Raw genomic sequence first — 23,256 nt, forward strand, 5'->3', positions numbered from 1 at the left:
AGCGCAGTCCAGGGGTGGTGCGGGCAGCACCGCGCCCCAGTGTTCGAATCAGCCGCCCAACGCCTGTGCCTGGTCGATGATCAGGTAGCGCTTGACCAGGTCGAAGAAGCTTTCGTAGAACGTGTCCTTGGAGATCGTCTCGCTGCCCACCTTGACCATCGACTCGCTGCTGGCCGACAGCGGCAGCGACACCGAACCGATGGCGCCCACGCCCAGGCTGGCGGAGTTGTTGGTCTTGCGCAGCGCATAGGTGTCCTGCAGCGCGGTGACGAAGCCCAGGCTCACCTTCCCGTCGCTGGCCTCGGGCACGCAGACCACACGCACGACCATCTGCAAATGCGATTCGGCCTCGGGCTGGAAGCTCTTCTTGCCTTCCACCAAATCTGCGCTGCTCGACGAGATGATGTAGCCCTGGCTCAGCAGCGCCCGGCGCGACGCCTCGCAGGTCTGGGCGGGCGTGGCGTCGAACATGCGCGAGTAGGTGCTCACCGAGCCAAAGCTTTCCTGCACGCCGAAGGTCTTCACGTTGGTGCCTACGCAGCCGGCCAGCAGCAGCGCCCCGCCCGCCAAGACGGCGGCGGCAGCGCTGCGCACGGCGGGCCGCCAACGGCCCGTGTCGAGGGGAGAGGCCGTCAGCGACGGCGTCGGTTGGCATGCAAGGCTGGGCAACAGGTGGTCCTGGTTGTGTGTCTGGATCTGGGTCTGTGTCATGTCGTTCTCACCAATTCCGTATGGCGCTGGCAGGGGCCCGCAGCAGGGCGGCCCGCCCCGCTTGCTCTGACGGCGGGTGCCACACCGGGTTCCATGGATTCTAGAAACTCCGGACTGCGGCGCACGCGGGATGCTGCACTGCACTATGCCGCCAGCGGAGCCACGCAGCCGTCAGGAAAAGGCGACTGAACGTATCAATTTGCACCGTCGGCCCACGGGGGCGTCCCCAACGCTCCTGAAAAGATAGCTTGCGGCCCTTTGCCAAAAAGCGTGCGCGCCACCTACTCACGCGCCTGGAGGGCCATGGCGAGTTATGCCCGTCGGATGTGCAACAAGCTGTGGATAAATCCGGGAACAAGCCCCGGAACCCGCGCCAGCACTGGCGTGCGACGCGTTGCCTAAAAAACGGTCAGCCGTAGCGTCCCCAGCAAGCAAGGTGCGCCTTGCACGCCTTTGTTACGGCAGGACACGGCATGTCCGAGACGTCCAGCAGCTATACTATTGATAGCTAATCGCGCTGACCCATCCTGCGATGGAGCGTGAATCCCCCTGAATGCCAAGCGCTGCGCTGTGTCGCCAGCGCTCGAACCTGCCCCACCCCCACCGTGCCCCTTGCCACCCTGCTCTGCTTGGTCGTCGCCATCAGCGACGGCGACACCCTCACGGCCCGCTGCGGCACGCCCGGGGCCTACCAGCAGGTCAAGGTGCGCGTGGCCGCCATCGACGCGCCGGAGTCGCGCCAGGCGTTCGGCCAGAAGTCGCGGCAAAACCTGGCGCGGCTGTGCTTCAAGCAGCGCGCCGCGCTGCAGCCGGTGGATGAGGACAGCTACGGGCGCACGGTGGCCAACGTGCGCTGCGGCGGCACCGACGTGGCAACGGCCCAGGTGCGTGCGGGCCTGGCCTGGGTGTACACGCCGTATGCCAGCGCCCACCCGCACCTGGCGCCCCTGCAGCGGCAGGCGCGCAGCAGCAGCACGGGCCTGTGGTCGCAGCCACGCCCGCTGGCACCGTGGGACTACCGGCACCGCCGCAGCCGGCATTGAAGGTGGCTGCGACGCCTGCAGCGTTGATGGCTGGCGTCGGCCGGTTTCTGCGGGTCTTTACCTCGCCGCCCGGCAAACGCGCGGCTAAGCCAGTAGCATCGAAGGGTCTTTCCCCCGGCCCCTGCGGCACGCTCTGCGTCCGGCCGCCCTGCCTGCCTTTCGCCATTTCATGACAGCCCCCCAATCCACCCTTGCGGCACCCGATGCCGAGACGGCCAGCGTCTACCGCCATTCCGGCTTTATCTCGTTTCTGATCGCCCGGGTGGTGGCCGTGGTGGCCACGCAGGTGCAGGCGGTGGTGGTGGCCTGGCAGGTGTACGACCTGACGCGCGAGCCGCTGGCGCTGGCCTATGTGGGCCTGGCGCAGTTCCTGCCCATGCTGTGCCTGCTGCTGCCGGCAGGCGACCTGATCGACCGGTTCGAGCGCAAGCGCATCCTGGCCATCAGCTGGTCGGTGGGCGGCGTGTGCAGCGCACTGCTGTGGTGGCTGTCGGGCCACGGGGCCAGCGGGGTGGCGGGCATCTACGCGGTGCTGGTGCTGTACGGCTGCTCGCGCGCCTTCTCGGGCCCGGCCATGCAAAGCCTGCTGCCGCAGATCGTGCCCCGCGCACAGCTCGCGCAGGCCATTGCGGCCAACAGCATGCTCATGCGCGTGGCCAGCATCGGCGGGCCGCTGCTGGGCGGGCTGCTGTATGCGCTGGGCGGCGGTGAGCTGACGTACGCCGTGTGCTGCGTGTGTTTTGCGCTCGGCGTGGTGCTGCTGCTGCGCGTGGTGGTGGCGCACGCCACCGCACCCGGCCCCACGCAGGGCACCATGTTCGAGCGCTTTGGCGCGGGCATCACCTTCATCCGCACGCGGCCCATCATCCTGGGCACCATCTCGCTCGATCTGTTTGCCGTGCTGCTGGGCGGCGTGATCGCTCTGCTGCCCATCTACGCCCACGAGGTCCTGCACGTGGGTCCCACGGGCCTGGGGGCGCTGCGCAGCGCCATGGCCGTGGGCGAGGTGAGCGCGGGGCTGTACCTGAGCATGCGCCCCTTCAACCGCCACGTGGGGCGCACCATGTTCATCGCCGTGGCGGTGTTCGGCGCGGCCAACCTGGTGTTTGCGCTGTCCACGGTGTTCTGGCTGTCGTTCGCAGCGCTGCTGGTGGCGGGTGCGGCCGACATGGTCAGCGTCTACATCCGCGGCGCGCTGGTGCAGTTCTCGACCCCCGACACCATGCGCGGGCGGGTGAACGCGGTGAACATGCTGTTCATCGGCTCGTCCAACGAACTGGGCGAGTTCCGCGCGGGCACCAGCGCGGCGTGGCTGGGCGCAGTGCCTGCCGCCATCGTGGGGGGCCTGTGCACGCTGGGCGTGGTGGCGACCTGGGCCACGGTGTTCAAGCCGCTGCGCAAGGTGGACAAGTTCGAGGAAGCCGCGCAGGCACGGTAGCTCCCCCGGGCCGCGCAGTGCCGGCTCGACATGGCCGGCCGCTACAGCTGCTCACAACCTTCGGCGCGTTTGTATCGCGTGGGTAAAACCCGCTGCGGGGCCTTGCCTTGGCTGCGCGGCAAGCGCAGCATGGCGCTCCAGCCCTGGCATCGATGGGCCTGCAGGATACCCGCACCATGCGCCATGACCCGCCCGCTTTGTTGAGCACCACCCCGCCCATCAACCGCCGCCAGTGGCTGGCACTCGCAGCGCTGGGAGCATCGGCCAGCGCTTTGCCGGCCCTGCCCACCTGGGCCGCCGTGCCCGCAGCACCGGCCGACGCAGCCGACGATGCCGTGCGCGCGCGGCTGCTGGACCGCATCACCTGGGGCAGTACCGCGCAGGGTGCGCAGGCCATGGCGCCGCAGGGCATGCAGGCCTGGCTGGCCAGCCAGCTGCGGGCCCCCGCCGACGCGCCGCTGCCCAGCCACGCCCAGGCACAGATCGACGCCATGGCCATCACCCGCACCCCGTTCGAAACGCTGGCCCTGCAGATGCAGGAGCGCCAGCGCGAAGCGCGTGCACTGCCTACCGAAGACGAACGCAAGACCGCGCTGGAGGCCTGGCAAAAAGACATGCGCAACCTGCAGCGCGAGGCCAGCCAGCGCTTCGTGCTGCGCGCGCTGTACTCGCCCGCCCAGCTGCGCGAGAAGATGACCTGGTTCTGGATGAACCACTTCAACATCTTTGCCGGCAAGGCCAACCTGCGCGCCGCCGTGGGCGACTACGAAGAGCGCGCCGTGCGCCCGCATGCGCTGGGCCGCTTTCGCGACCTGCTGGGCGCCACCACGCGCCACCCGGCCATGCTGTACTACCTGGACAACGTGCAGAACGCCGCCGGCCGCATCAACGAGAACTACGCCCGCGAGCTGATGGAGCTGCACACACTGGGCGTGGGTGGCGGCTACAGCCAGCAGGACGTGCAGGAGCTGGCGCGGGTGCTCACGGGCGTGGGGGTCAGCATGCGCCCGCTGGACGACGAGCCGCCGCGCATGAAGCCGGCGCTGCGCGCCCACTACGTTCGCCAGGGTTTGTTCGAGTTCAACCCCGCGCGCCACGACTGGGACGCCAAGACCCTGCTCGGCCAGCCGCTGCGCGGACAGGGCCTGGCAGAGCTGGACGAGGCGCTGGATCGGCTGGCCCGCCACAGCGCCACGGCCCGCTTCATCACGCGCAAGATGGCCGTCTACCTGGTGGGCGACGCACCCTCGCCCGCCCTGCTCGACACCCTGGCCCGCACCTTCGAGCGCACCGACGGCGACATCGCCGCGGTGCTGGCCGCGCTGTTCCAGGCGGGCGAGTTCCAGGCCTCGCTGGGCCAGCGCTTTCGCGACCCCGTGCAGTACGTGCTGGCCGGTGCCCGGCTGGTGCACGGCGACCAGCCGGTGCTGGCCAACACCGAGCCCTTGCTGGGCTGGCTGCAGCGCCTGGCCGAGCCGCTGTACGGCCGCGCCACGCCCGACGGGTACCCGCTCGACTCCGCCACCTGGTCGGGCTCGGGCCAGATGAGCACGCGCTTCGAGGCAGCCCGCGCGCTGGGTGCCGGTGCCGTCGCCAACGCGGGCGCGCCGAGCCAGCGCACACCGCCGCCTGCGCTGTCGCAGACGCCCTACCTGCGCCAGATCGACGCCACCCTGGCCCCGGCCACACGCGCCGCGCTGGTGCAGGCGAATTCGCCGCGGGAATGGAACCTTTTGTTCCTTTCATCTCCCGAATTCATGCACGGCTAGAGATGGAGTACATCCCCCTGAGTCGCTTCGCGCCTCGGTGCGTCCGCCGGAGGCTGTCGCTCTTCAGGCACGTCCAAGCCTGCGCAGGCAGGCTTGGAGCCGCGGCCTTCAGCCCCTTCTCTCGACCCGCTGCGCGGTTCGGGAAGGGGGACGCAGCCAGTGCGGCGGGGCGGCCCTTGCACGGCTGCCCTCGCTTCGAGAGTGCGAAATTCGAGCGCAATAGTGCATGCCATGCGCCGACGTCATTCAAGGAGATCACATGCTGAGACGACACTATCTCCAGGCTCTGGGCGCCGGCGCCCTGGGCGCCGGCGCCCTGGGCATCGCCACCGCTTCCGCCCAGGTGTCCGCTGCCCCGCGCGCAGGCGACGCGCGCCTGCTGCTCGTGTTCCTGCGCGGCGGTTACGACTGCGCGAACCTGCTGGTGCCCACCAGCAGCAGCTTCTATTACGAGAGCCGCCCCAACATCGCCATCGCCCGCCCCGGGCAGGAGGGCGGCGCGCTGGAGCTGACCAGCGACTGGGGCCTGCACCCGGTGCTGGCGCAGTCGATGCTGCCGCTGTACCAGCGGCGCGAGCTGGCCTTCGTGCCGTTTGCCGGCACCGAAGACCTGTCGCGCAGCCACTTCGACACGCAGGACAGCATCGAGCTGGGTCAGCCCCTGGCGGGGCGGCGCGACTATGGGTCGGGCTTCCTCAACCGCCTGGCGGCCGAGCTGGGCGCCCGGCAGCAAGAGGCATCGCCGATGGCCTTCACCAGCACCCTCCCCTTGGTGCTGCGCGGCACGGTCGATGTCCCCAACTCGGCGCTGGCCGCCGCGGCCGGCAAGCCCGGCGTGGACGAGCGGCAGGCCGGGCTCATCGACATGATGTACCGCAGCACCAGCCTGGCCCGGCCCGTGGCCGAGGGCTTTGCCACACAGGGCGAGGTGGCCCGCAGCATGCAGGGCGAGATGGATGCCGCCAGCCGTAATGCGCTGAGCACCAAGGGCTTCGAGGGCACGGCGCGGCGCATGGCGCGGCTGATGCAGACGCGCTACCACCTGGGCTTTGTCGACGTGGGCGGGTGGGACACGCACGTGGGCCAGGGCAACGCCACGGGCGCGCTGGCCAACCGCCTCGAAGAACTGGGCCGCGGCCTGGCGGGCTTTGCGGACGAGATGGGCACGGCGGCCTGGAAGAACACCGTGGTCGTGGTGGTCAGCGAATTCGGCCGCACCTTCCGCGAAAACGGCAACCGCGGCACCGACCACGGCCACGGCACCGTCTTCTGGGTGCTGGGCGGCGGCGTCGGCGGCGGGCGCATTGCGGGCGAGCAGCAGGCGCTGTCGGCCACCACGCTGTTCCAGAACCGCGACTACCCGGTGCTCAACGACTACCGCGCAGTGCTGGGCGGACTGTTCGCACGGATGTACGGGCTCAACGCTGCGGCCGTGGGGAGGGTGTTCCCGGGCACGCGGGGCGTGGACCTGCGGCTGGTGTAGCCGCAATCGATTGCTATATTTTCAATAGCTTCCAGCGCTTACCTATCGAGCGGTAGCGGCCTGCTGGCCCCCAAGGGTGGCCGGGTCAGGCGTTGAAGGTGCCCGTCAGCAGTTCGGGCAGGCGTTCGATCTTCATCTTGAAACCACACGCCTGCGCGTGGCCGCCGCCGCCCATGCTTTCGGCGAGCGCAATGCAGTCGAAATTGCGCTGTGCACGCAGGCCCACCTTCACGCCCTTCTCACCCGCGCTCCACATCAGCGCGAAGGTGCCGGTCTTGGCCGAGAGGATGTCGCCCACCAGGCTGTGGAACATGCCCGGCGCATTCACCATCAGGCCGGTGATGCCGTTGAACACCAGCGGCTGCGCGCCTTCCGCGATGCTTGCGCACAGCTTGCGGTACTTCTCGTCCATGGCCGCGCCGCGGGCCATGAACTGGGTGAGCTCGTCGGGCGTGAAGGCGGCGATCTGCTGCCAGCGGTCGAAGCCCTGCTCTTCCATGTCGAGCGCCGACAGGAAGGCTCCGCTTTCCGGGAATTCCCACTTCCAGATGTCGCGGTCTTCCACGTACTGCAGCAGCGCAGGGATAGGCTCGTGCGGGTGAAAGAACTCCCACGCAAGGCGCGCGCCCGACTTGCTCATGTCGAAGTGCACCACGCCGCATCGGCAGGCAAAGCCGGTGAGCTTTTCGGCCGCGCTCTTGTGGTGGTCCAGCATCACGAGCTTGGCCGCGCGTTCGTCGATGGCGGTCATCACCTCGGCGGCGAACGAGAAGTCGAGGATGTAGACCGCCCGGCCCTGCACCGGCGGCAGGTCGTCCACGGTGCTGATATCGCCGTGGTCCAGCCCCACGTATTCGGCACGGTCGCCGTAGTACAGCCATGCGGCCAGCGCCGCGCCAAAGCCATCGGGGCAGTTGCGCCCGTGGTACAGAATCAGCGGGGCCGGGTCGTTCTTGTCGGGCGCAACCAGCAGTTGCAGGGGGAGTATGGTTTTCTTCGTCATGGCCCCCGATTGTCGCCGGGGCGGTGGCAGGCGGCGAGCACGGCATCGCCAGCCAGGGAACCAAGCGCGGCCCTGCGGCCTCCATCCATGCGTACATGCACGCCCCGGCTCCACAGAAAGCACACCCCATGTTCCAGACACTCAAAGACCTGCTCGACAGCCTGATGCAACCGGCCCACACCGCCACGGCGCAAGACCAGGCCCACGCCGTGCAACTGGCCGCCGCCGTGCTGCTGGTGGAGGTGGTGCGGTTCGATGCGGCCATGGACCCGGCCGAACGCACGGCCATGGTCACCGCCCTGCGCAGCAAGTTCGACCTGGCGGGCGATGAGCTGGACCGCCTGCTGGAGCTGGCCGTCGACACCTCCCGCAGCGCCTACGACTACCAGCGCTTCACCGGCAGCCTGAACGACCACTTCACGCAGCCGCAGAAGGTGCAACTGGTCGAAGCCATGTGGCAGGTGGCGTACGCCGATGCGCGCCTGGACGAGAACGAGATGCACACCATCAGCAAGGTGGCCGGCCTGCTGCATGTGACGCATGGCGAGTACATCGCCGCCAAGATGCGCGCGAAGGAAGCGGCTGGCGTCTGAATCGTCTGAATCGTCTGCACCGCATCCGACTCAGGGGGCTTCTACAAAGGCAGCCAGCGCCACCAGAAGGGGGTCTTGACCTCCCGCGCACCGCGCTCGCGCAGCAGCGTGACGAACTCTGTGCGCCCATGGCGCCGGGCCGCCTGCAGCGGCGTCATGCCGTCGAACTCCGAGCGCAGCTGCGGGTCTGCGCCGTGGTCGAGCAGGTAGTGCGCGATGGCATCGTGCCCGTGGATGAGGGCCGCCACCAGCGGGGTGCACAGGATCTCCGGGTGCTGGTAGTTGGGGTTCACGCCCGCGCCGATGTGGTGGCGCACCAGCGCCAGGTTGCCCGCCAGGGCGGCGGCATACATGTCTTTCCAGTCTCCGGCCGACATACGCAGCAATCCTTTGCATGAACTTGATCACCGCAGTGTAGGCACGCGCCGGCGTGCTGCACAATGCGCGCCTTCCCTCATTCGGCCTGCGCCACCGGCCCGGCCTCTTTCATGCACCCTCCCCTGCACATCCTCTGGCGCGACGAGCACCTGGTGGCCGTCTACAAGCCCGCCGGCTGGCTGGTGCACCGCACGGGGCTGGACGCGGGCGAAACGCGCTTTGTGATGCAGACTCTGCGGGACCAGCTGGGCCAGCACGTGTTCCCCGTGCACCGGCTGGACAAGGGCACCTGCGGCGTGCTGGTGATGGCGCTGCACAGCGATGCGGCGCGCGCGCTGTCGCAGGCTTTCGAGCATCAGGCCACGCACAAGCGCTATCTGGCGCTGGTGCGCGGCTGGGCGCCGGGTGCCATCGAGGTGGACCACGCGCTCAAGCCCGACGACGCGCCGGCCGATGCCGCAGTGCAGGAGGCCCACACGCGCTTCCAGCGCCTGGCACAGCTCACGCTGCCCGAGCCCAGCGACGCCCGCTTTGACAGCACGCGCGCCTCGCTGGTCGAGGCCATCCCCACCACGGGCCGGCGCCACCAGATCCGCCGCCACCTCAAGCACCTGGCGCACCCCATCATCGGCGATGCGACCCATGGCAAGGGCCCCATCAACCGCTGGTGGGCCGAGCGCCTGGGCCAGCAGCGGCTGTGGCTGCACGCGTGGCAGCTGACAGTGCCGCACCCGGTGAGCGGGCTGGACATGACGTTCGAGAGCGGGCTGCAGTGGCCGGGAGCGCTGCCGATCAGCCCCCGTGCAGTGGACGATGGTGGCAATGGATCTGCGCCGGACGCCGCCCCCACGGCAGATTGGGAGCGACTGCTGACGGTGCTGCCCTGGCAGCGTGCCGACGACCTGCCGAAAGACCTGCCGAAAGACCTGTCTGGAGACCTGCCGGCAGCAGCCCGGCCCTAGGCGCGGGCTCTACGCGCCTACGCAGCTACCCAGCCTTGGCACCCAGCGCGTGCATGCGCGCCTTCCACTTGGCCACACCGCCGTCGCCCAATTGCTCCACGCTGCCCACCAGGGTTTCGTGCACGGGGGCGATGCCCACAAAGCCCAGGATGTTGCGCTCCAGCGACTTCACGCTGTGCGCCCGAAAGTACCAGCGGTACACCAGCGCCGGCATGCCCATGGTCACCACCACGCGCGCGCTGCGGCCGGTCAGCCCCTTGCGGCCGAACGGATTGCTGCCCTCGGTGGTGAACGCAAAGCCGGGCCGTGCCACCTGCTCCAGAAAGCCCTTGAGCAAGGCCGGCATGTCGCCCAGCCACAGTGGAAAGAAAAGGACGATGTGCTGCGCCCAGCCGATGTCTTCTTGCGCAGGCTTGAGCCGGGCGGGTAGCAAGCCCAGCTCCCATTCGTGCTGGCTGCGCAGCAGTGCGAAGTCGATGGCGGCGACGTCGACCACCCGCACCGCGTGGCCGGCACTGGTGGCGCCCTGGGCGTAAGCCTGCGCCAAGGCATGGCACAGATGGGACGCGCTGGCGTCGGGGTGTCCCTGGATAAGGACGATGCGCTGCGGGGTCATGGGGGGCTCCTCACCGGGCCGCGCCAGGCCCCAGGGGCGGCGGCCTGGGCAAACGGCGGCGTGGGGGCCCACCGCGCATCGTGGCACGCAGCAGGGTGCCATGCAAGCGGTGCGACCCGAGCTTGGCGAAGGAGGATGTAAGACCTGATGCGCGCGGTGTCCGAGCGTGATTGAAACGCTCCTTTTTTAATAGCTGCTGGCGCTTTCCTGGCAAGCGGTAGAGGCATATTTTTGCCATTTTTTTTGTTCAACACGGGCCTGCGTGACTGGCGGCGTCGGCTGTGTCCTACCCGCCGGGCGGTCGGTCGCCTGTAGACGGCTGCCGCGGCAAGGCGCACAGTGCGCGGACGGTGGCCCAGCCGGCCCCCCTACATCCTTACCCCCTACCTACCCCAACCCTGCACCATGCACGCTCTTGCCAGCCCACTGTATCCACTGATGTCGCTGCGTTCACCGTGCCCGTGCACGGAGTCTTCCACGGCGCTGATCGCCGCATCCAAGGACCGCTCCCATGGCTGATATCTGGCACGAAATCACCAGCACGGTGGCGTCCGAGTTTTCGGACGTCACCGACGTGGGCCAGGCCACACGCATCGTCGTGCGCCTGACGATGGCGGGCGTGCTGGGCGGCCTGCTCGGGTGGGAACGCGAACACGCGGGCAAGGCGGCCGGCGTGCGCACCCACATGCTGGTGTCGATGGGGGCGGCCCTGTTCGTGCTGGTGGCCCAGCAGGCGGGCATCGAGCCGGCCGACAACAGCCGGGTGCTGCAGGGCATCATCGCGGGCGTGGGCTTTCTGGGCGCCGGCACCATCCTCAAGGGCGATGCCGAAAGCCAGGTCAAGGGGCTGACCACGGCGGCGGGCATCTGGCTCACCGCCGCCATCGGCGTGGCGGCCGGCCTCGGCCGCGAGACCACGGCCGTGCTGAGCACGCTGCTGGCGCTGCTGGTGCTGTGGGCCATGCCGATGCTGCACGACCGGATGGCGCGCACCTCCACACAACCCCGGCGCGAAGACGACTGAGCGCGCGGAACCTGCCACGCGGGCCACTGCAGCGGGCCGCGCGTGCGCTACACTTTTTGGCCCTCCTCCACACGGGCCTTCGGCATGCGCAGACAGCACGCGCATGCCACCGGCAGTCCCATGCACAGCCAACCAGCGCAGCGCGCACTCTCCCTGAGCGACACGGCAGACATGCCACATTCCACGCGCCGCGCGCGTGGTGAACCACGGGCGCTGGATGTGCAGCCCCTCGGCAGCGACGAGGTGCTGTGCCCATGAGCCAGGCCAACGACCCCGGCACGCTGCAAGCCCCTGCCACCGACAACGCCACGACCGCGGCGCAGGCCGAGGCCTCCGGCAACCTGCGCGGCATCATCGCCATGGTGTTGGCGGTGGGGTGCTTTTCATTGATGGACGCGCTGCTCAAGACGCTGTCGGCCAGCTACCCCGCCATGCAGGTGGCGGCGCTGCGCGGCTGGGCCGCCCTGCCGCTCGTGACCCTGTACGTGCTGTGGCGCGGCGAGGTGCGCGGGCTGCTCAAGGTGCGCTGGCCGCTGCACCTGCTGCGCGGCGTGCTCAACATCTCGATGCTGGGGCTGTTCGCCTACGCGCTCAAGGAGCTGGGCCTGGCCGAGGCCTACACGCTGTTCTTCATTGCGCCGCTGCTCATCACCGCGCTGTCGACCGTGGTGCTGCGCGAGAAGGTGCGCGCCGCGCACTGGGTGGCCATTGCGCTGGGCATGGTCGGCGTGCTGGTGGCGCTGCGGCCCAGCCAGGATGCGTTCTTCACGCTGGGGGCACTCGCAGTGCTGGGCGCTGCCTGCGGGTACGCCGTGTCGGCCATCACGGGGCGGGTGCTGACCCGCACCGACTCCAGCGCCAGCCTGGTTTTCTGGACCACCACGCTCCTGGCCCTGGGCGCGGGCGCACTGGCCTGGCCCGGCTGGGTGGGTGTGGACCGGGCGCACTGGCCGCTGGTGGCGGGCCTCGCCGTCACAGGCTTTCTGGGGCAACTGGCGATCACCGAGGCCTTCCGCCACGGGCAGGCGTCGGTGGTGGCGCCGTTCGAATACACGGCCCTGGCCTGGGGCATGGGCCTGGACTGGGTGCTGTGGCAGACGGTGCCGGGCTATTCCACGCTGCTGGGCGGCGCCATCATCATCGGCAGCGGGCTGTACCTGGTGCGGCAGGAGCGTACGCAGGCGGTGGTGCCGCCCTGACCGGCCAGCCACCCCACAGCACAACGCTGGAACGCGGCCCGCGCCCACGCAGGGCGCGGTCTTACAGCCACGCAGACCGCGTCGCAGTGCAATGGGCGATCAGCACTGCGGCACGCGCCGCGCAAGGAGATCGCATGACACAACACGCCACCATTGCAGGCCACGTCACTTACACCCCGGGCGACGGAGCACCGCTCACCATCCCCAAGGGCCCTGTGGAGCTTGAGCCCGCCAAGGACAGCACCACGCTGAGCTGGACCGCCGACAACGACGCCGTCGGCTCCGCGGCCATACCGCGCGACCAGTTCAACCAGTACGTGCGCGACGGCAAGATCCGGCTGGACAAGGACGCGCAAAAGTAAGAGGCTCACCAGGGCGGGCTGCGGCAGGCCGCACTCACGCTGCGGCGGCGCCCCAAGGCGCGCCGCCGTGGGCTGCTTTTCACAGCCACGGTGGTCTGCTGAAGCAGCACCAACCGCCCTTTTCAACGACTAGCCTTTGCCCCTATGCCTTCAGAAAACATCCTGCGGTTCTGGTTCGAAGAACTCAGCCCAGCCCAGCACTTCGCGCAGGACGACAAGGTCGACGACCTGATCCGCACCCGCTTTGGCGCCACGTGGGAGGCCGCGCGACTGGGAGAACTCTGGACCTGGCGCGACAGCGCCCGGGGCCGGCTGGCGGAAATCCTGGTGCTGGACCAGTTCTCGCGCAACATCCACCGCGGCTCGGCCCTGGCGTTTGCACAGGATGCCCAGGCCCTGACGCTCGCACAGGAGCTGGTGGCCAGCCGGCGCGATGCCGAGCTGCCCGTGGAGCAGCGCGCCTTTGCGTACATGCCCTACATGCACAGCGAATCGCTCACCATCCACGCGCAGGCCATGGCTTTGTTCAGCCAGCCGGGGCTGGAGCACAACCTGCAGTTCGAGCAGCGCCACCAGGAAATCCTGGCGCGCTTTGGCCGCTACCCGCACCGCAACGCGGCGCTGGGCCGCAATTCAACGCCCCAGGAAACCGCCTTTCTGGCGCAGCCCGGCTCGTCGTTCTAGGGACCGCGGCAGGGCCTGCACCAGCCAAGCCTGCGGGCCAGCTCCGGCGCGCAGCTACAGCTGGGCCGTGGCGCTGCCCACACCGTCGAAAGACACCACAACGCTGTCGCCCCGTTGGGCCTGCAGCAACCCCACCCAGGACCCCGTCGTCACGACCGTACCCGCAGGCACGGTCGCACCGCTGCGTGTGAGGTGGCGCAGCCACACCGGCAGCAGCCAGGCCGGATCGCCCAGCGGGTGCGTGCCCTGGCGCACCACCGGCGCCTGCGAGCCGATGCGCACCTCGCACGGCTGCGCGGCCCAGTCCCGCGCCGCGTAGGGCACCCACTCGCCGAGCACCAGCGCGCCGTGCGACTGCAGGTCGGCCAGGCGCAGCAGCGCGGGCGCGTCGCCGCCTTCCTGCCAGCGCGAATCCACGATCTCGATCGACACGGCCATCGCATCGACCCATGGGCCCGCGGTGGCCGGCGTCATGGCCGCGGCTTGTTCGGGCGACACGGCCCGGCCCAGGCGCAGCGCGATTTCGGCCTCGATGCCCGGCGTGTGGAACCGCATGTCTGCATAGTCGGCCGGGCTGGTGCGCACGCCCGCGGGCGGCAGCGGCGCATGCGTGAGCACCGCCTGGCGATGGGGCCCGCCGGACTTCCAGTGCTGCGCCGGGCCTGCCCGAAACCAGCCCATGCCCTGGGCCACAGCCTCCTGCGCTGCATAGGCCGCAGCCGCATCGCCCAGCGCCCCGGCCCACGGCAGGGCGATGGTGGTCTGGCCTGTTTGCCAGGCGGCGACCAGGGCGTGGGTCAATCCGCGGGTCGGGTCTTTGTCTGTCTGCATCTGATTCATCCCAGTATTTTGCAATCGCACGCAGCCTACAAAAAGCGCAGCCCGGGCCCGGGCCCGTGCCACCGTGCAAGGGCCCAAGGCGCGAAGCGACTCAGGGGGTCACTTAACTTAACTCTCCACCTTCACATTGCCATCCTTCACCACCTTGCCCCACTTGGCAATCTCGGTGGCGATGAAATCCTTGAACTTGTCGCGGGTGCCGCCGCCATCCTCGGCGCCGTAGGTGTCCATGCGCTCCTGCACATCGGGCATGGCCAGCACGGTGTTCACGTCGTGGTTGATCTTGTCCGCGATACCGGGCGCCAGCTTGCCGGGGCCGACCAGGCCATACCAGGTCGTGGCCTCGAAACCCTCGAAGCCCTGTTCCTGCATGGTGGGCACGCCCGGGTGCCCCTTGGCGCGCTTGGTGCGCGTCTGCGCCACGGCCGCCACCTTGCCGCTTTTGACATGCGGCGTGGCCGAGGTCATGGTTTCAAAGCAATACTGGATCTGGTTGCCCATCAGGTCGGCCAGCGCGGGGCCGCTGCCCTTGTAGGGCACGTGCAAGGCATCCACACCCGCCTGCAGCTTGAACATCTCCAGCGCCAGGTGCTGCGCAGAGCCCGGGCCTGCGGAGCCAAAGGTCACCTTGCCCGGGTTGGCCTTGCACAGGGCCACGAGTTCCTTCACCGTGAGCGCTTTTTGCGCAGGGCCCGCGATCAGCAGGTTGGGCGTTACACCCACCATCACGATGGGCACGAAGTCCTTTTGCGGGTCGTAGCGCAGCTTGGGCTGCAGGCTGGGCGCGAGCGCATGGCTGTTGATGTGCGCCATCAGCAGCGTGCTGCCATCGCTGGGCTGCTGCGCCACGTACTCGGCCGCCAGCACGCCGGCCACACCCGCCTTGTTCTCCACGATGACCGACTGCTTCCACAAGGTCGACAACTTGACCGCCACCACCCGCGCCAGCGCATCGGTGCCGCCGCCGGGCGGAAAGCCCACCACGATGCGCACCGGGCCGGTGGGCCACTCCTGCGCAAACAGGCGCGGGGCGCCGAGCGAGGCCGCCGCCGCGCCAGCGGACTGGATCAGGGAACGTCTTTTCATCATCGCTTGTCTCCTTCGTGGGCCCTGGTCGGTGCGGGCCGGGTTGAATGAACTCAGCAAAGCCAAGGCCCCTGCGGCGCGCGTGCAGTGCACGGCGGGCGGTGGGGACTGGAAAACACGGGATCGGTCGATGCGCTGCGGCCTCGGCAGACCGCCAGCGGGAGCGGAAAAATGCGCACATTCAGCAGCCGGCACCTCCCGCAGGCGCCGGCCGGTCCATCTGTCAGAACACGGCTGAACGAAAGCCGCAGGCTCAGGCCGCCTTCTTCAACGCTGCGGGCGCCGCATGGCTGGCGAAGTAGTCCATGCTGGCCTGCACGCCGCTGCCGGCCAAGGCCACGCCCGAGAGCTTGAGCCCCATCTCCACGCCCGCCACCATGGCGATCAGCGTGAGGTCGTTGCTGTCGCCCAGGTGCCCCATGCGGAACATGCGCCCCTTGAGCTTGCCCAGGCCCGTGCCCAACGACAAATCGAACCGCTGGTGGATGAGCCGGCGCAGGGCATCGGCATCCACGCCCTCGGGCGTGATCACACCGGTGAGCACGGGCGAATACACCGCCGGGTCGGCGCACTGGATGGGCAGGCCCCAGGCGTTGACTGCGGCGCGCACGCCCGCACCCCAGCGCTGGTGGCGCGCAAAGACGTTCGGGAGGCCCTCGGCCAGCAGCATGTCCAGCGCCTCGGACAGGCCGTACAGCAGGTTGGTGTTGGGCGTGTACGGCCAGTAGCCGTCCTTGTTCATCTCCACGATCTCGTCCCAGGCCCAGAAGGCACGGGGCAACGTGGCCTTCTTCGAGGCTTCGAGCGCGCGCGGCGACAGCGCGTTGAAGCTGATGCCTGGCGGCAGCATCAGGCCCTTTTGCGACCCGCTGATGGTCACGTCCACGCCCCACTCGTCGTGGCGGAAGTCGGCGCTGGCCAGGCCCGAGATGCTGTCCACCATCAGCAGCGCAGGGTGGCCTGCCGCGTCGATGGCCTTGCGCACCGACGCGATGTCGGAGGTCACGCCCGTGGAGGTCTCGTTGTGCACCACGCACACTGCGCGGATTGTGCGCTCGGTGTCCTTGCGCAGGCGGGCCTCGATCAGGTCGGCCTGCACGCCCCGGCGCCAGCCGCCGGCCAGAGGCAGGTGCTCGTCCTTGCCCTCCCAGGCCAGGAACTCGGTGGAGATGCCCAGGCGCGTGGCCATCTTCTGCCACAGCGAGGCGAAGTGCCCGGTCTCGAACATCAGCACGTGGTCGCCAGCGCTCAGGGTGTTGCACAGGGCTGCCTCCCACGCGCCGGTGCCCGATGCGGGGTAGATCGCCACCGGGTGCCGGGTCTGGAAAATCTTCTGGATGCCCGAGAGCACCTTGAGCCCCAGGCCACCGAACTCGGGCCCCCGGTGGTCGATGGTGGGCAGGCTCATCGCCCGCAGAATGCGGTCTGGGACCGGGCTCGGGCCCGGGATCTGCAGGAAGTGGCGGCCCGTAGGGTGAAAGTCGAGTTGCAGCATGGAGCGTCCTTTCTTTTTTCAGTTTTGCATGCAAAAACTGCTATTGCATGCGGGTATACCCCCAAATCAACAGGATTGTTCGGGTAATTTTTTGCATGCAAAATTCAAATCAACAATCACACCATGGCTGAAATCATTGAAATCTCCCGCCTCGCGCTGCATGACCAGGTCGCCGCGCGCCTGCGCACCATGCTGGTGGAGGGCCACATTGCGCCCGGTGCCAAGCTCAACGAGCGCGAGCTGAGCGAGCAGCTGCGCGTGTCGCGCACCCCGCTGCGCGAGGCCATCAAGCTGCTGGGCGCCGAAGGCCTGGTGGACCTGCTGCCCAACCGCGGCGCGGTGGCGGTCAAGCTGACCGAAGCCGACGTGGTCAACACCTTCGAGGTGCTGGCCACGCTCGAAGGCATGTCGGGCGAGCTCGCGGCCCAGCGCATCGGCGACGCCGAGCTGGCCGAGCTGCGTGCCCTGCACTACGAAATGATGGCCTGCTTCGCGCGGCGCGACCTGTCGGGCTACTACCGCATCAACGCCAGCATCCACACCGCCATCAACGAGGCGGCGAACAACCCGGTGCTCACGGCCACCTACCGCTCCATCAACGCCCGCGTGCAGTCGCTGCGCTTTCGCACCAACCAGAACGAGGCCAAGTGGAAGCTGGCCGTGGCCGAGCACGAACAGATGATCGAAGCCCTGGCCGCGCACGACGCCGAGGCCATGCGCCGCGTGCTGGTGGCTCATGTGCAGCGCAAGCGCGACACCGTGCTGGAGCTGCTGCGCGCAGGCGAGATCTATCCATTGAGACGCCAAGCCCCCACCTAGGACCCCACTCCATGCGCATCGAACCCGCCAGCAGCCTGCAGCCAGCCGGTACCACCCTGCCCCCCAACGAGACCTGCGAGGCGCTGGCGCGGCGCTTGGCGGCAGAGACCGAGGGCGAGGTGCTGTTCGATGCCGGATCGCGCGGGCGCTACGCGACCGATGCCTCCATCTACCAGATCATGCCGGCCGGCGTGCTGGTGCCGCGCACCGAGCGCGACATCGCCACCGCCATCGACATTGCGCGCGACCTGATGGTGCCCGTGCTGCCGCGCGGCGGCGGCACCAGCCAGTGCGGCCAGACCACGGGCGCGGCGCTGGTGATCGACAACAGCAAGCACTTTCGCAAGGTGCTGGCGCTCGATGCCGAGGCCCGCACCGTCACGGTGGAGCCGGGCATCGTGCTCGACCACCTCAACGCCCAGCTCAAGCCCCACGGCCTGTGGTACCCGGTGGATGTGTCCACGAGTGCCCAGGCCACGCTGGGCGGCATGGCGGGCAACAACTCCTGCGGCTCGCGCTCCATTGCGTACGGCAACATGGTGCACAACGTGCTGGGTGCGAGTGCCTGGCTGAGCGATGGTGAGCTGGTGGACTTCGGCCCGCTGGCCACGCTGGGCCCGCGCGCCAGCGCCATAGCGCAGCACGTGCACGCCCTGGCCCAGCAGCACCGCAGCGAGATCGCCGAGCGCTGGCCCAAGGTGATGCGCCGCGTGGCGGGCTACAACCTCGACATCTTCGACAACCAGAGCGAAAAGCCCTACACCGCCGATGGGAGCGTGAACCTGGCGCACCTGCTCATCGGCTCCGAAGGCACGCTGGCCTACACGCGCAGCCTGACGCTCAAGCTCAGCGAGCTGCCGCGCGCCAAGGTGCTGGGCATCGTGAACTTCCCGAGCTTCCACAAGGCCATGGACTCGGCGCAGCACATCGTCAAGCTCGGCCCCACGGCGGTGGAGCTGGTGGACCGCACCATGATCGAGCTGGCGCTGGCCAACCCGGCCTTTCGCCCCACGGTGGAAACCGCCCTTATCGGCAAACCCGAGGCGATCTTGCTCGTGGAATTCTCGGGCGCCGACAAGGCCGCGCTGCTGCCGCAACTGCGCCAACTGGTGGAGCTGATGGGCGACCTGGGCATGCCCGGCAGCGTGGTCGAGATGCCCGACGAGGCCCCGCAGAAGAACCTGTGGGAGGTGCGCAAGGCGGGCCTGAACATCATGATGAGCCTCAAGGGCGACGGCAAGCCCGTGAGCTTCATCGAAGACTGCGCCGTGCCACTCGAACACCTGGCCGAGTACACCGACGGCCTGACCGAAGTGTTCGCCAAATACGGCAGCCGCGGCACCTGGTACGCGCATGCCTCGGTGGGCACGCTGCACGTGCGTCCCATCCTCGACATGCGCACCGATGGCGCCGCCAAGATGCGCGCCATTGCCGAGGAGGCCAGCGCCCTGGTGCGCAAGTACAAGGGCGCCTTCAGCGGCGAGCATGGCGACGGCCTGTGCCGCGGCGAGTGGATCGAATGGCAGTTCGGCCCGGCGATCAACGAGGCGTTCCGCGCCATCAAGAACCACCTGGACCCGATCGGCCTGTACAACCCCGGCAAGATCATCGACCCGCCCAAGATGGACGATGGCGCGCTGTTCCGCTTCGCGCCCGCCACGGCGCCCAAGCCCTACAAGCGCATCCCCCTCACGCCCGTGCTCGACTGGTCGGCCTGGAACGTGCAGGCCGACCCGGTGACCGAGGTGACCACCGCCCCCGGCACCGGCGGCGACGTGACCGGCGGCTTCGCCAAGGCCGTGGAGATGTGCAACAACAATGGCCACTGCCGCAAGTTCGACGCCGGCACCATGTGCCCCAGCTACCGCGTGACACGCGACGAGCAGCACTTGACGCGCGGCCGCGCCAATACGCTGCGCCTGGCCGTGTCGGGCCAGCTCGGGCCCGACGCCTTTACCAGCGAGGCGATGCACGACACCATGGACCTGTGCGTGGGCTGCAAGGGCTGCAAGCGCGACTGCCCCACGGGCGTGGACATGGCCAAGATGAAGGTCGAGTTCCTGGCCCACTACAAGCGCAAGCACGGCCACACGCTCAAGGACAAGCTGGTCGCCCACCTGCCCACCTATGCGCGCACGGCCAGCCATTTCGCCTGGCTGCTCAACCTGCGCAACACGGTGCCCGGCGCCGCCTGGCTGGGCGAAAAGCTGCTGGGCTTTTCAGCCCAACGCTCGCTGCCCGCATGGCGCAGCGACACCTTCTGGCGCCGCCACGACAAGGCGCTGTTCAGCAGCCAGGCCGACACCATTGCCGCCGCACAGGCTGGCCGCAAGGCCGCCGTGCTGTTCGTGGACACCTTCAACGGCACTTTCGAGAGCGAGAACGCCCTGGCCGCCGCGCGCGTGCTGCACGCCGCAGGCTACGTGCTGCACACGGTGGAAAAAGCCGGCGGCCACCACTGCTGCGGCCGCACCTATCTGGCCACCGGCATGGTCGACGAAGCCAAGGCGCGCGCCGGTGCGCTCATCGACGCCCTGCTGCCCCTGGCCCAGGCCGGCATCGCCATCGTGGGCCTGGAGCCGTCGTGCCTGCTCACCCTGCGCGACGAGGCCCTGGTAATGGGCCTGGGCGACAAGGCCGTGACGGTGTCCCAACAGGCCCTGCTGTTTGAAGAATTCCTCGCCCGCGAAGCCAAGGCAGGGCGCTTCGCCCCATCCCTCCAGCCCGCAGGCCGACCCATCCTGCTGCACGGCCACTGCCACCAGAAGGCCTTCGGCGCCGTGCCCCCCATCCTGGAGGTGCTGCGCCTGATTCCCGACGCCAAGCCCGAGCTCATCGAAAGCTCCTGCTGCGGCATGGCCGGCAGCTTCGGCTACGAGGCATCGCACTACGAGGTCTCGATGCAGATGGCCGAAGCCGCGCTGCTGCCCGCCGTGCGCAAGAATCCCGATGCCATCGTGGTGGCGGATGGAACCAGTTGCCGGCACCAGATCGCGGACGGCGCGCAGCGCGAGGCGGTGCATGTGGCGCGGCTGCTGGACCGGCTGCTGACGTAGCAAGCAGTGACGCAGCCGAGGCTGCGAGCGTGGCAGTCCATAGAAGACGAACGCATGGACATTCGGGCTGGCCGCACCTAGTATTCGGTTTTTCCGACCCGAATACGCCATGCTGAATTACCGCCACCTTTACACTTCCTGGATGGTTGCCAAGGAAGGCGGATCTGACACCAGAACGCTGCAATATTTATAGATCAATCCACCCATGCACAAGCTGTCCCATGCCATCTCCGGATCCTGGGTGCCCTACTCGCATGGCGCTGTCTACAGCGTCGTGCCGTCAGGCGAAGGAGAAAAACTTCTGGCGGGTATACCCGCTAGCGATTGGAGACCGTTTGAGCGTCTGGTCAGCAGCCTGGAGCCCCCTTACCTGCTTCTCTACGTACTGCATACACCTCGGGGCGAGGGGGACGCAGGCCGCTATCAGAGCCCGGCCTTGTCACCACTGCAGTTTCAGAAATTCATACAGCGGTTCGGCAGCTATCTGTCATCTGACGCGCGGTTCGATATCTGGGCTCATTCCCCGACAGAGAAGGCAACGATCGTCTGGGACAGGCATGACCAGTTGTTCGCCTACGGCCCTATTGCAAAGTATTCAGCAGTACTGGATGCACTGGGGTTTAGCCATGGTGACGCAGGTATATCGCTCGCTCACCAGCACCACTACCGCCCGGAATCCGATGCCACCGCACACGATATCCTGCGCAGCCTTCCTTGGACGCACTCACCATTGCGGCCCGAGGACGAACAGTGAAAGAGGCGTCCAAGCTTTGCTGATATGCAAGGCATCAGCCGGCGGAGTAACAGCCATTGGATTGAAATTGAGCATGCGAACCCGGAATAGACACCATACCCAGACGAACCTAGTATTCGGTTTTTTCGATCCGCGAACCCCATGCTGAACTACCGCCACCTCTACTACTTCTGGATGGTTGCCAAGGAAGGCGGCTTTGCCCGCGCCGCAGACCGGCTGGAGATGGCGGTGCAGACCATCAGCGCCCAGGTGCGCGATCTGGAGAAAGCCCTGGGTCACCAATTGCTCAAACCGTCCGGGCGCGGCGTTGCGTTGACCGAGGCAGGCCAGGCGGCCTATGCGCGGGCCGAAGAAATTTTTCAGCTGGGCCAGAGCATTCCGGACGAGGTGCGGGAAGCCGCCAGTGCCAAGGTGGCGCGGCTGTCGGTGGGGCTGTCGGACGGCATCTCCAAGCTGGCAGCCCACGCCTTGCTGGAGCCGGTGCTCGGCACGCCCCACCTGCGCCTGGTGTGCCACGAGGGGGAGTTCGACGAGCTGCTGTCGGAGCTGGCCCTGCACCAGCTCGATGTAGTGCTGGCCGGGCAGGCGGCGCCGCGCAACCCGAACCAGCGCTTGTCCAGCGAACGCATCGCGCGCTCTGCCCTGCAGTGGTACGGGCCGGCGTCGCTGGTGCGCAAATCTGCGCGTGACCATTTCCCGCAGTCGCTGCAGGACCTGCCGGTGCTGCTGCCCACCGCCCATTCGCCCCTGCGCGCCACACTGGACCACTGGTTCGAGGACATCGGTGTCCGGCCCCGCATCGTGGGCGAGTTCGAGGACAGCGCCTTGCTGGCCGTGTTCGCCGCCCGGGGGCTGGGCGTGTTCCCGGTCAGCCAGCTGGGGGCGCAGGATGTGGGGCTGGTGCGGGGCCTGCGCATGCTGGGCGACTGCCCCGGCATCAGCGAAGAGGTGCATGCCATCTGGTCGCGCCGCGGGCAGCACCACCCGCTGGTTCGGCAGATGGTGGACGCCGCGCGCGGCGCTTAGCAACAGCATGCAGAGGCGGCGGGGCCATCGACAGGCCGCTGCAGCCCGCCCCACGCGTGCCTCAGCCCTGCGCTGGCAGCTTGCTGACACGCCACTGCGTCAGCGCCGCGCGCATGATCCAGGCTTCTTCTGCGGCCACGTGGCTGTCCGCCATGGCGGCGGCGTCGGCAAAGTACAGCACCGTGTGCTGGAGGTCCGGCTCCGTCACTTCCGCCATCACGGCGTCCAGTGTGGCCTGGTCGATACTGCCGGTGAGCACGCGGCGCTCGTGCGCGGCCATCAGCAAGTCCTCGCACAGGGTGTTGAGCACCTGGGCGAATCCGCCGGGTGCCAGGCCGATTTGTCGCTCGATGTCCTGGCCGTACAGGGCTTCCAACTCCTGGCGGCTGACGTTGCCGTCGGATATCAGCAGCAGGGCGACGATACGGGCTGCTGCTTCGGGGCTGTTGTGGGAATAGCTGCGCATGGTTCTTCCTTGTCGATGGGGTGGTTGTTCAGGACGCATGGGGTCATGCCAGACGGCATGGCGAAGGCGGGCCGCAGGCCCGCCGCTTCAATCGCGGTAGAGGTAGCGGCGGCGCGTGTTGTCACGCTGGGATGCAGGGACCCGCAGGGGGACCCGTGCTGGTGCACGCAATGCACCGTACCGTTGCGACCATTGCCAGACCCGTTGCAACACCTGGGCGCGCAGCGCATTCAGCAGTGAATGGACGAACATCAATCGCTTCATGGGTACCTTGTCATGGTTGAACAAGGCTTGAATGTGCGGCTGCAGGCACGATTCAAGAAGCAGGTTTTTTATGAGTCATGCATCGGTGGAACCGAACCTGACCTCAAGCCGGACTTTGGCGGCATCCGCCGACGGACGCTTCAAAGGCGGCCTGCAGAGCCGTGTGGCCGCGCGCAGCCCACGGC

23 protein-coding genes are annotated in these 23,256 nt (G+C 68.3%); 14 read left to right on the plus strand and 9 right to left on the minus strand.

The genetic code is table 11. From position 1 onward, the window contains the following. Positions 1-48 precede the first annotated feature (48 nt). Positions 49-711, minus strand: coding sequence for a DUF2242 domain-containing protein (locus ASF16_RS17370; protein ID WP_082486026.1), 663 nt, complete (start codon positions 709-711; stop codon positions 49-51). Positions 712-1,316: 605 nt separating this feature from the next. On the opposite strand from ASF16_RS17370, the gene ASF16_RS17375 reads away from it, so the two are divergent. The 4 genes from ASF16_RS17375 to ASF16_RS17390 all read left to right on the plus strand — a co-directional run bounded on the left by ASF16_RS17375 (position 1,317) and on the right by ASF16_RS17390 (position 6,444). Beyond that, positions 1,317-1,754, plus strand: coding sequence for a thermonuclease family protein (locus ASF16_RS17375; protein WP_056170053.1), 438 nt, complete (start codon positions 1,317-1,319; stop codon positions 1,752-1,754). A 169-nt stretch (positions 1,755-1,923) separates the two neighbouring features. Beyond that, positions 1,924-3,192, plus strand: a complete 1,269-nt coding sequence (locus ASF16_RS17380) for an MFS transporter (RefSeq protein WP_056170055.1) — start codon at positions 1,924-1,926, stop codon at positions 3,190-3,192. Positions 3,193-3,368: 176 nt separating this feature from the next. Then, positions 3,369-4,961 (plus strand): DUF1800 domain-containing protein, encoded by a 1,593-nt coding sequence (locus ASF16_RS17385; protein ID WP_056170700.1) that lies wholly within the window; start codon positions 3,369-3,371, stop codon positions 4,959-4,961. Between the two features lie 259 nt (positions 4,962-5,220). Continuing rightward, positions 5,221-6,444: a DUF1501 domain-containing protein gene (locus tag ASF16_RS17390; RefSeq protein ID WP_056170058.1), complete on the plus strand. Its 1,224-nt coding sequence runs from the start codon at positions 5,221-5,223 to the stop codon at positions 6,442-6,444. Positions 6,445-6,529: 85 nt separating this feature from the next. Here the strand turns inward: ASF16_RS17390 and ASF16_RS17395 are convergent, their stop codons facing one another. Then, positions 6,530-7,447: a DHH family phosphoesterase gene (locus ASF16_RS17395; RefSeq protein WP_056170062.1), complete on the minus strand. Its 918-nt coding sequence runs from the start codon at positions 7,445-7,447 to the stop codon at positions 6,530-6,532. A 128-nt stretch (positions 7,448-7,575) separates the two neighbouring features. On the opposite strand from ASF16_RS17395, the gene ASF16_RS17400 reads away from it, so the two are divergent. Next, the gene (locus tag ASF16_RS17400) at positions 7,576-8,040 is read left to right on the plus strand and encodes a TerB family tellurite resistance protein (protein ID WP_056170703.1); all 465 of its coding nucleotides are present in this window, start codon (positions 7,576-7,578) and stop codon (positions 8,038-8,040) included. Between the two features lie 41 nt (positions 8,041-8,081). Here ASF16_RS17400 and ASF16_RS17405 read toward each other — a convergent pair whose 3' ends face one another. Beyond that, positions 8,082-8,417: an ankyrin repeat domain-containing protein gene (locus tag ASF16_RS17405; protein WP_056170064.1), complete on the minus strand. Its 336-nt coding sequence runs from the start codon at positions 8,415-8,417 to the stop codon at positions 8,082-8,084. A gap of 111 nt (positions 8,418-8,528) precedes the next feature. On the opposite strand from ASF16_RS17405, the gene ASF16_RS17410 reads away from it, so the two are divergent. Then, on the plus strand, positions 8,529-9,380 hold the full coding sequence (locus ASF16_RS17410; RefSeq protein ID WP_056170067.1) for a pseudouridine synthase: 852 nt from the start codon (positions 8,529-8,531) through the stop codon (positions 9,378-9,380). Positions 9,381-9,405: 25 nt separating this feature from the next. Here ASF16_RS17410 and ASF16_RS17415 read toward each other — a convergent pair whose 3' ends face one another. Beyond that, positions 9,406-9,996 carry an NAD(P)H-dependent oxidoreductase gene (locus ASF16_RS17415; protein WP_056170072.1) on the minus strand — a complete coding sequence of 197 codons (591 nt, stop codon included), beginning with the start codon at positions 9,994-9,996 and terminating at the stop codon, positions 9,406-9,408. A 511-nt stretch (positions 9,997-10,507) separates the two neighbouring features. Here ASF16_RS17415 and ASF16_RS17420 point away from each other — a divergent pair. From ASF16_RS17420 to ASF16_RS17435, 4 genes are all read left to right on the plus strand, one after another. Continuing rightward, positions 10,508-11,020 carry an MgtC/SapB family protein gene (locus ASF16_RS17420; RefSeq protein ID WP_056170075.1) on the plus strand — a complete coding sequence of 171 codons (513 nt, stop codon included), beginning with the start codon at positions 10,508-10,510 and terminating at the stop codon, positions 11,018-11,020. Positions 11,021-11,274: 254 nt separating this feature from the next. Next, complete coding sequence (locus ASF16_RS17425; protein ID WP_255354967.1) at positions 11,275-12,219, plus strand: DMT family transporter; 945 nt, start codon at positions 11,275-11,277, stop codon at positions 12,217-12,219. Between the two features lie 134 nt (positions 12,220-12,353). Then, positions 12,354-12,581, plus strand: coding sequence for a hypothetical protein (locus tag ASF16_RS17430; protein WP_056170078.1), 228 nt, complete (start codon positions 12,354-12,356; stop codon positions 12,579-12,581). Positions 12,582-12,725: 144 nt separating this feature from the next. Next, a complete protein-coding gene (locus ASF16_RS17435) occupies positions 12,726-13,265 on the plus strand; it encodes a DUF924 family protein (protein WP_056170080.1) in 540 nt (179 codons plus the stop codon). Positions 13,266-13,319: 54 nt separating this feature from the next. Here the strand turns inward: ASF16_RS17435 and ASF16_RS17440 are convergent, their stop codons facing one another. From ASF16_RS17440 to ASF16_RS17450, 3 genes are all read right to left on the minus strand, one after another. Beyond that, complete coding sequence (locus ASF16_RS17440) at positions 13,320-14,096, minus strand: fumarylacetoacetate hydrolase family protein (protein ID WP_056170709.1); 777 nt, start codon at positions 14,094-14,096, stop codon at positions 13,320-13,322. A 117-nt stretch (positions 14,097-14,213) separates the two neighbouring features. Continuing rightward, positions 14,214-15,191, minus strand: a complete 978-nt coding sequence (locus ASF16_RS17445) for a tripartite tricarboxylate transporter substrate binding protein (RefSeq protein WP_056170712.1) — start codon at positions 15,189-15,191, stop codon at positions 14,214-14,216. 253 nt (positions 15,192-15,444) lie between these two features. Further along, positions 15,445-16,686, minus strand: coding sequence for an alanine--glyoxylate aminotransferase family protein (locus ASF16_RS17450; RefSeq protein ID WP_056170083.1), 1,242 nt, complete (start codon positions 16,684-16,686; stop codon positions 15,445-15,447). Between the two features lie 123 nt (positions 16,687-16,809). Here ASF16_RS17450 and ASF16_RS17455 point away from each other — a divergent pair, with 123 nt between their 5' ends. The 4 genes from ASF16_RS17455 to ASF16_RS17470 all read left to right on the plus strand — a co-directional run bounded on the left by ASF16_RS17455 (position 16,810) and on the right by ASF16_RS17470 (position 22,341). Beyond that, positions 16,810-17,505 carry a GntR family transcriptional regulator gene (locus ASF16_RS17455; RefSeq protein ID WP_056170086.1) on the plus strand — a complete coding sequence of 232 codons (696 nt, stop codon included), beginning with the start codon at positions 16,810-16,812 and terminating at the stop codon, positions 17,503-17,505. A gap of 11 nt (positions 17,506-17,516) precedes the next feature. Continuing rightward, entirely contained in the window at positions 17,517-20,561 is a 3,045-nt protein-coding gene (locus ASF16_RS17460) for an FAD-binding and (Fe-S)-binding domain-containing protein (protein WP_056170089.1), read from the plus strand. A gap of 205 nt (positions 20,562-20,766) precedes the next feature. Continuing rightward, entirely contained in the window at positions 20,767-21,315 is a 549-nt protein-coding gene (locus tag ASF16_RS17465) for a hypothetical protein (RefSeq protein ID WP_056170092.1), read from the plus strand. Positions 21,316-21,456: 141 nt separating this feature from the next. Next, on the plus strand, positions 21,457-22,341 hold the full coding sequence (locus tag ASF16_RS17470) for a LysR substrate-binding domain-containing protein (RefSeq protein WP_056170095.1): 885 nt from the start codon (positions 21,457-21,459) through the stop codon (positions 22,339-22,341). A gap of 61 nt (positions 22,342-22,402) precedes the next feature. Here the strand turns inward: ASF16_RS17470 and ASF16_RS17475 are convergent, their stop codons facing one another. Continuing rightward, the gene (locus ASF16_RS17475) at positions 22,403-22,807 is read right to left on the minus strand and encodes a hypothetical protein (RefSeq protein WP_056170098.1); all 405 of its coding nucleotides are present in this window, start codon (positions 22,805-22,807) and stop codon (positions 22,403-22,405) included. Between the two features lie 87 nt (positions 22,808-22,894). After that, positions 22,895-23,071 (minus strand): hypothetical protein, encoded by a 177-nt coding sequence (locus tag ASF16_RS26255; RefSeq protein ID WP_156372122.1) that lies wholly within the window; start codon positions 23,069-23,071, stop codon positions 22,895-22,897. Between the last annotated feature and the right edge of the window lie 185 nt (positions 23,072-23,256).

The organism is Acidovorax sp. Leaf78 (genome assembly GCF_001422735.1).
Taxonomy (GTDB): domain Bacteria; phylum Pseudomonadota; class Gammaproteobacteria; order Burkholderiales; family Burkholderiaceae_C; genus Acidovorax.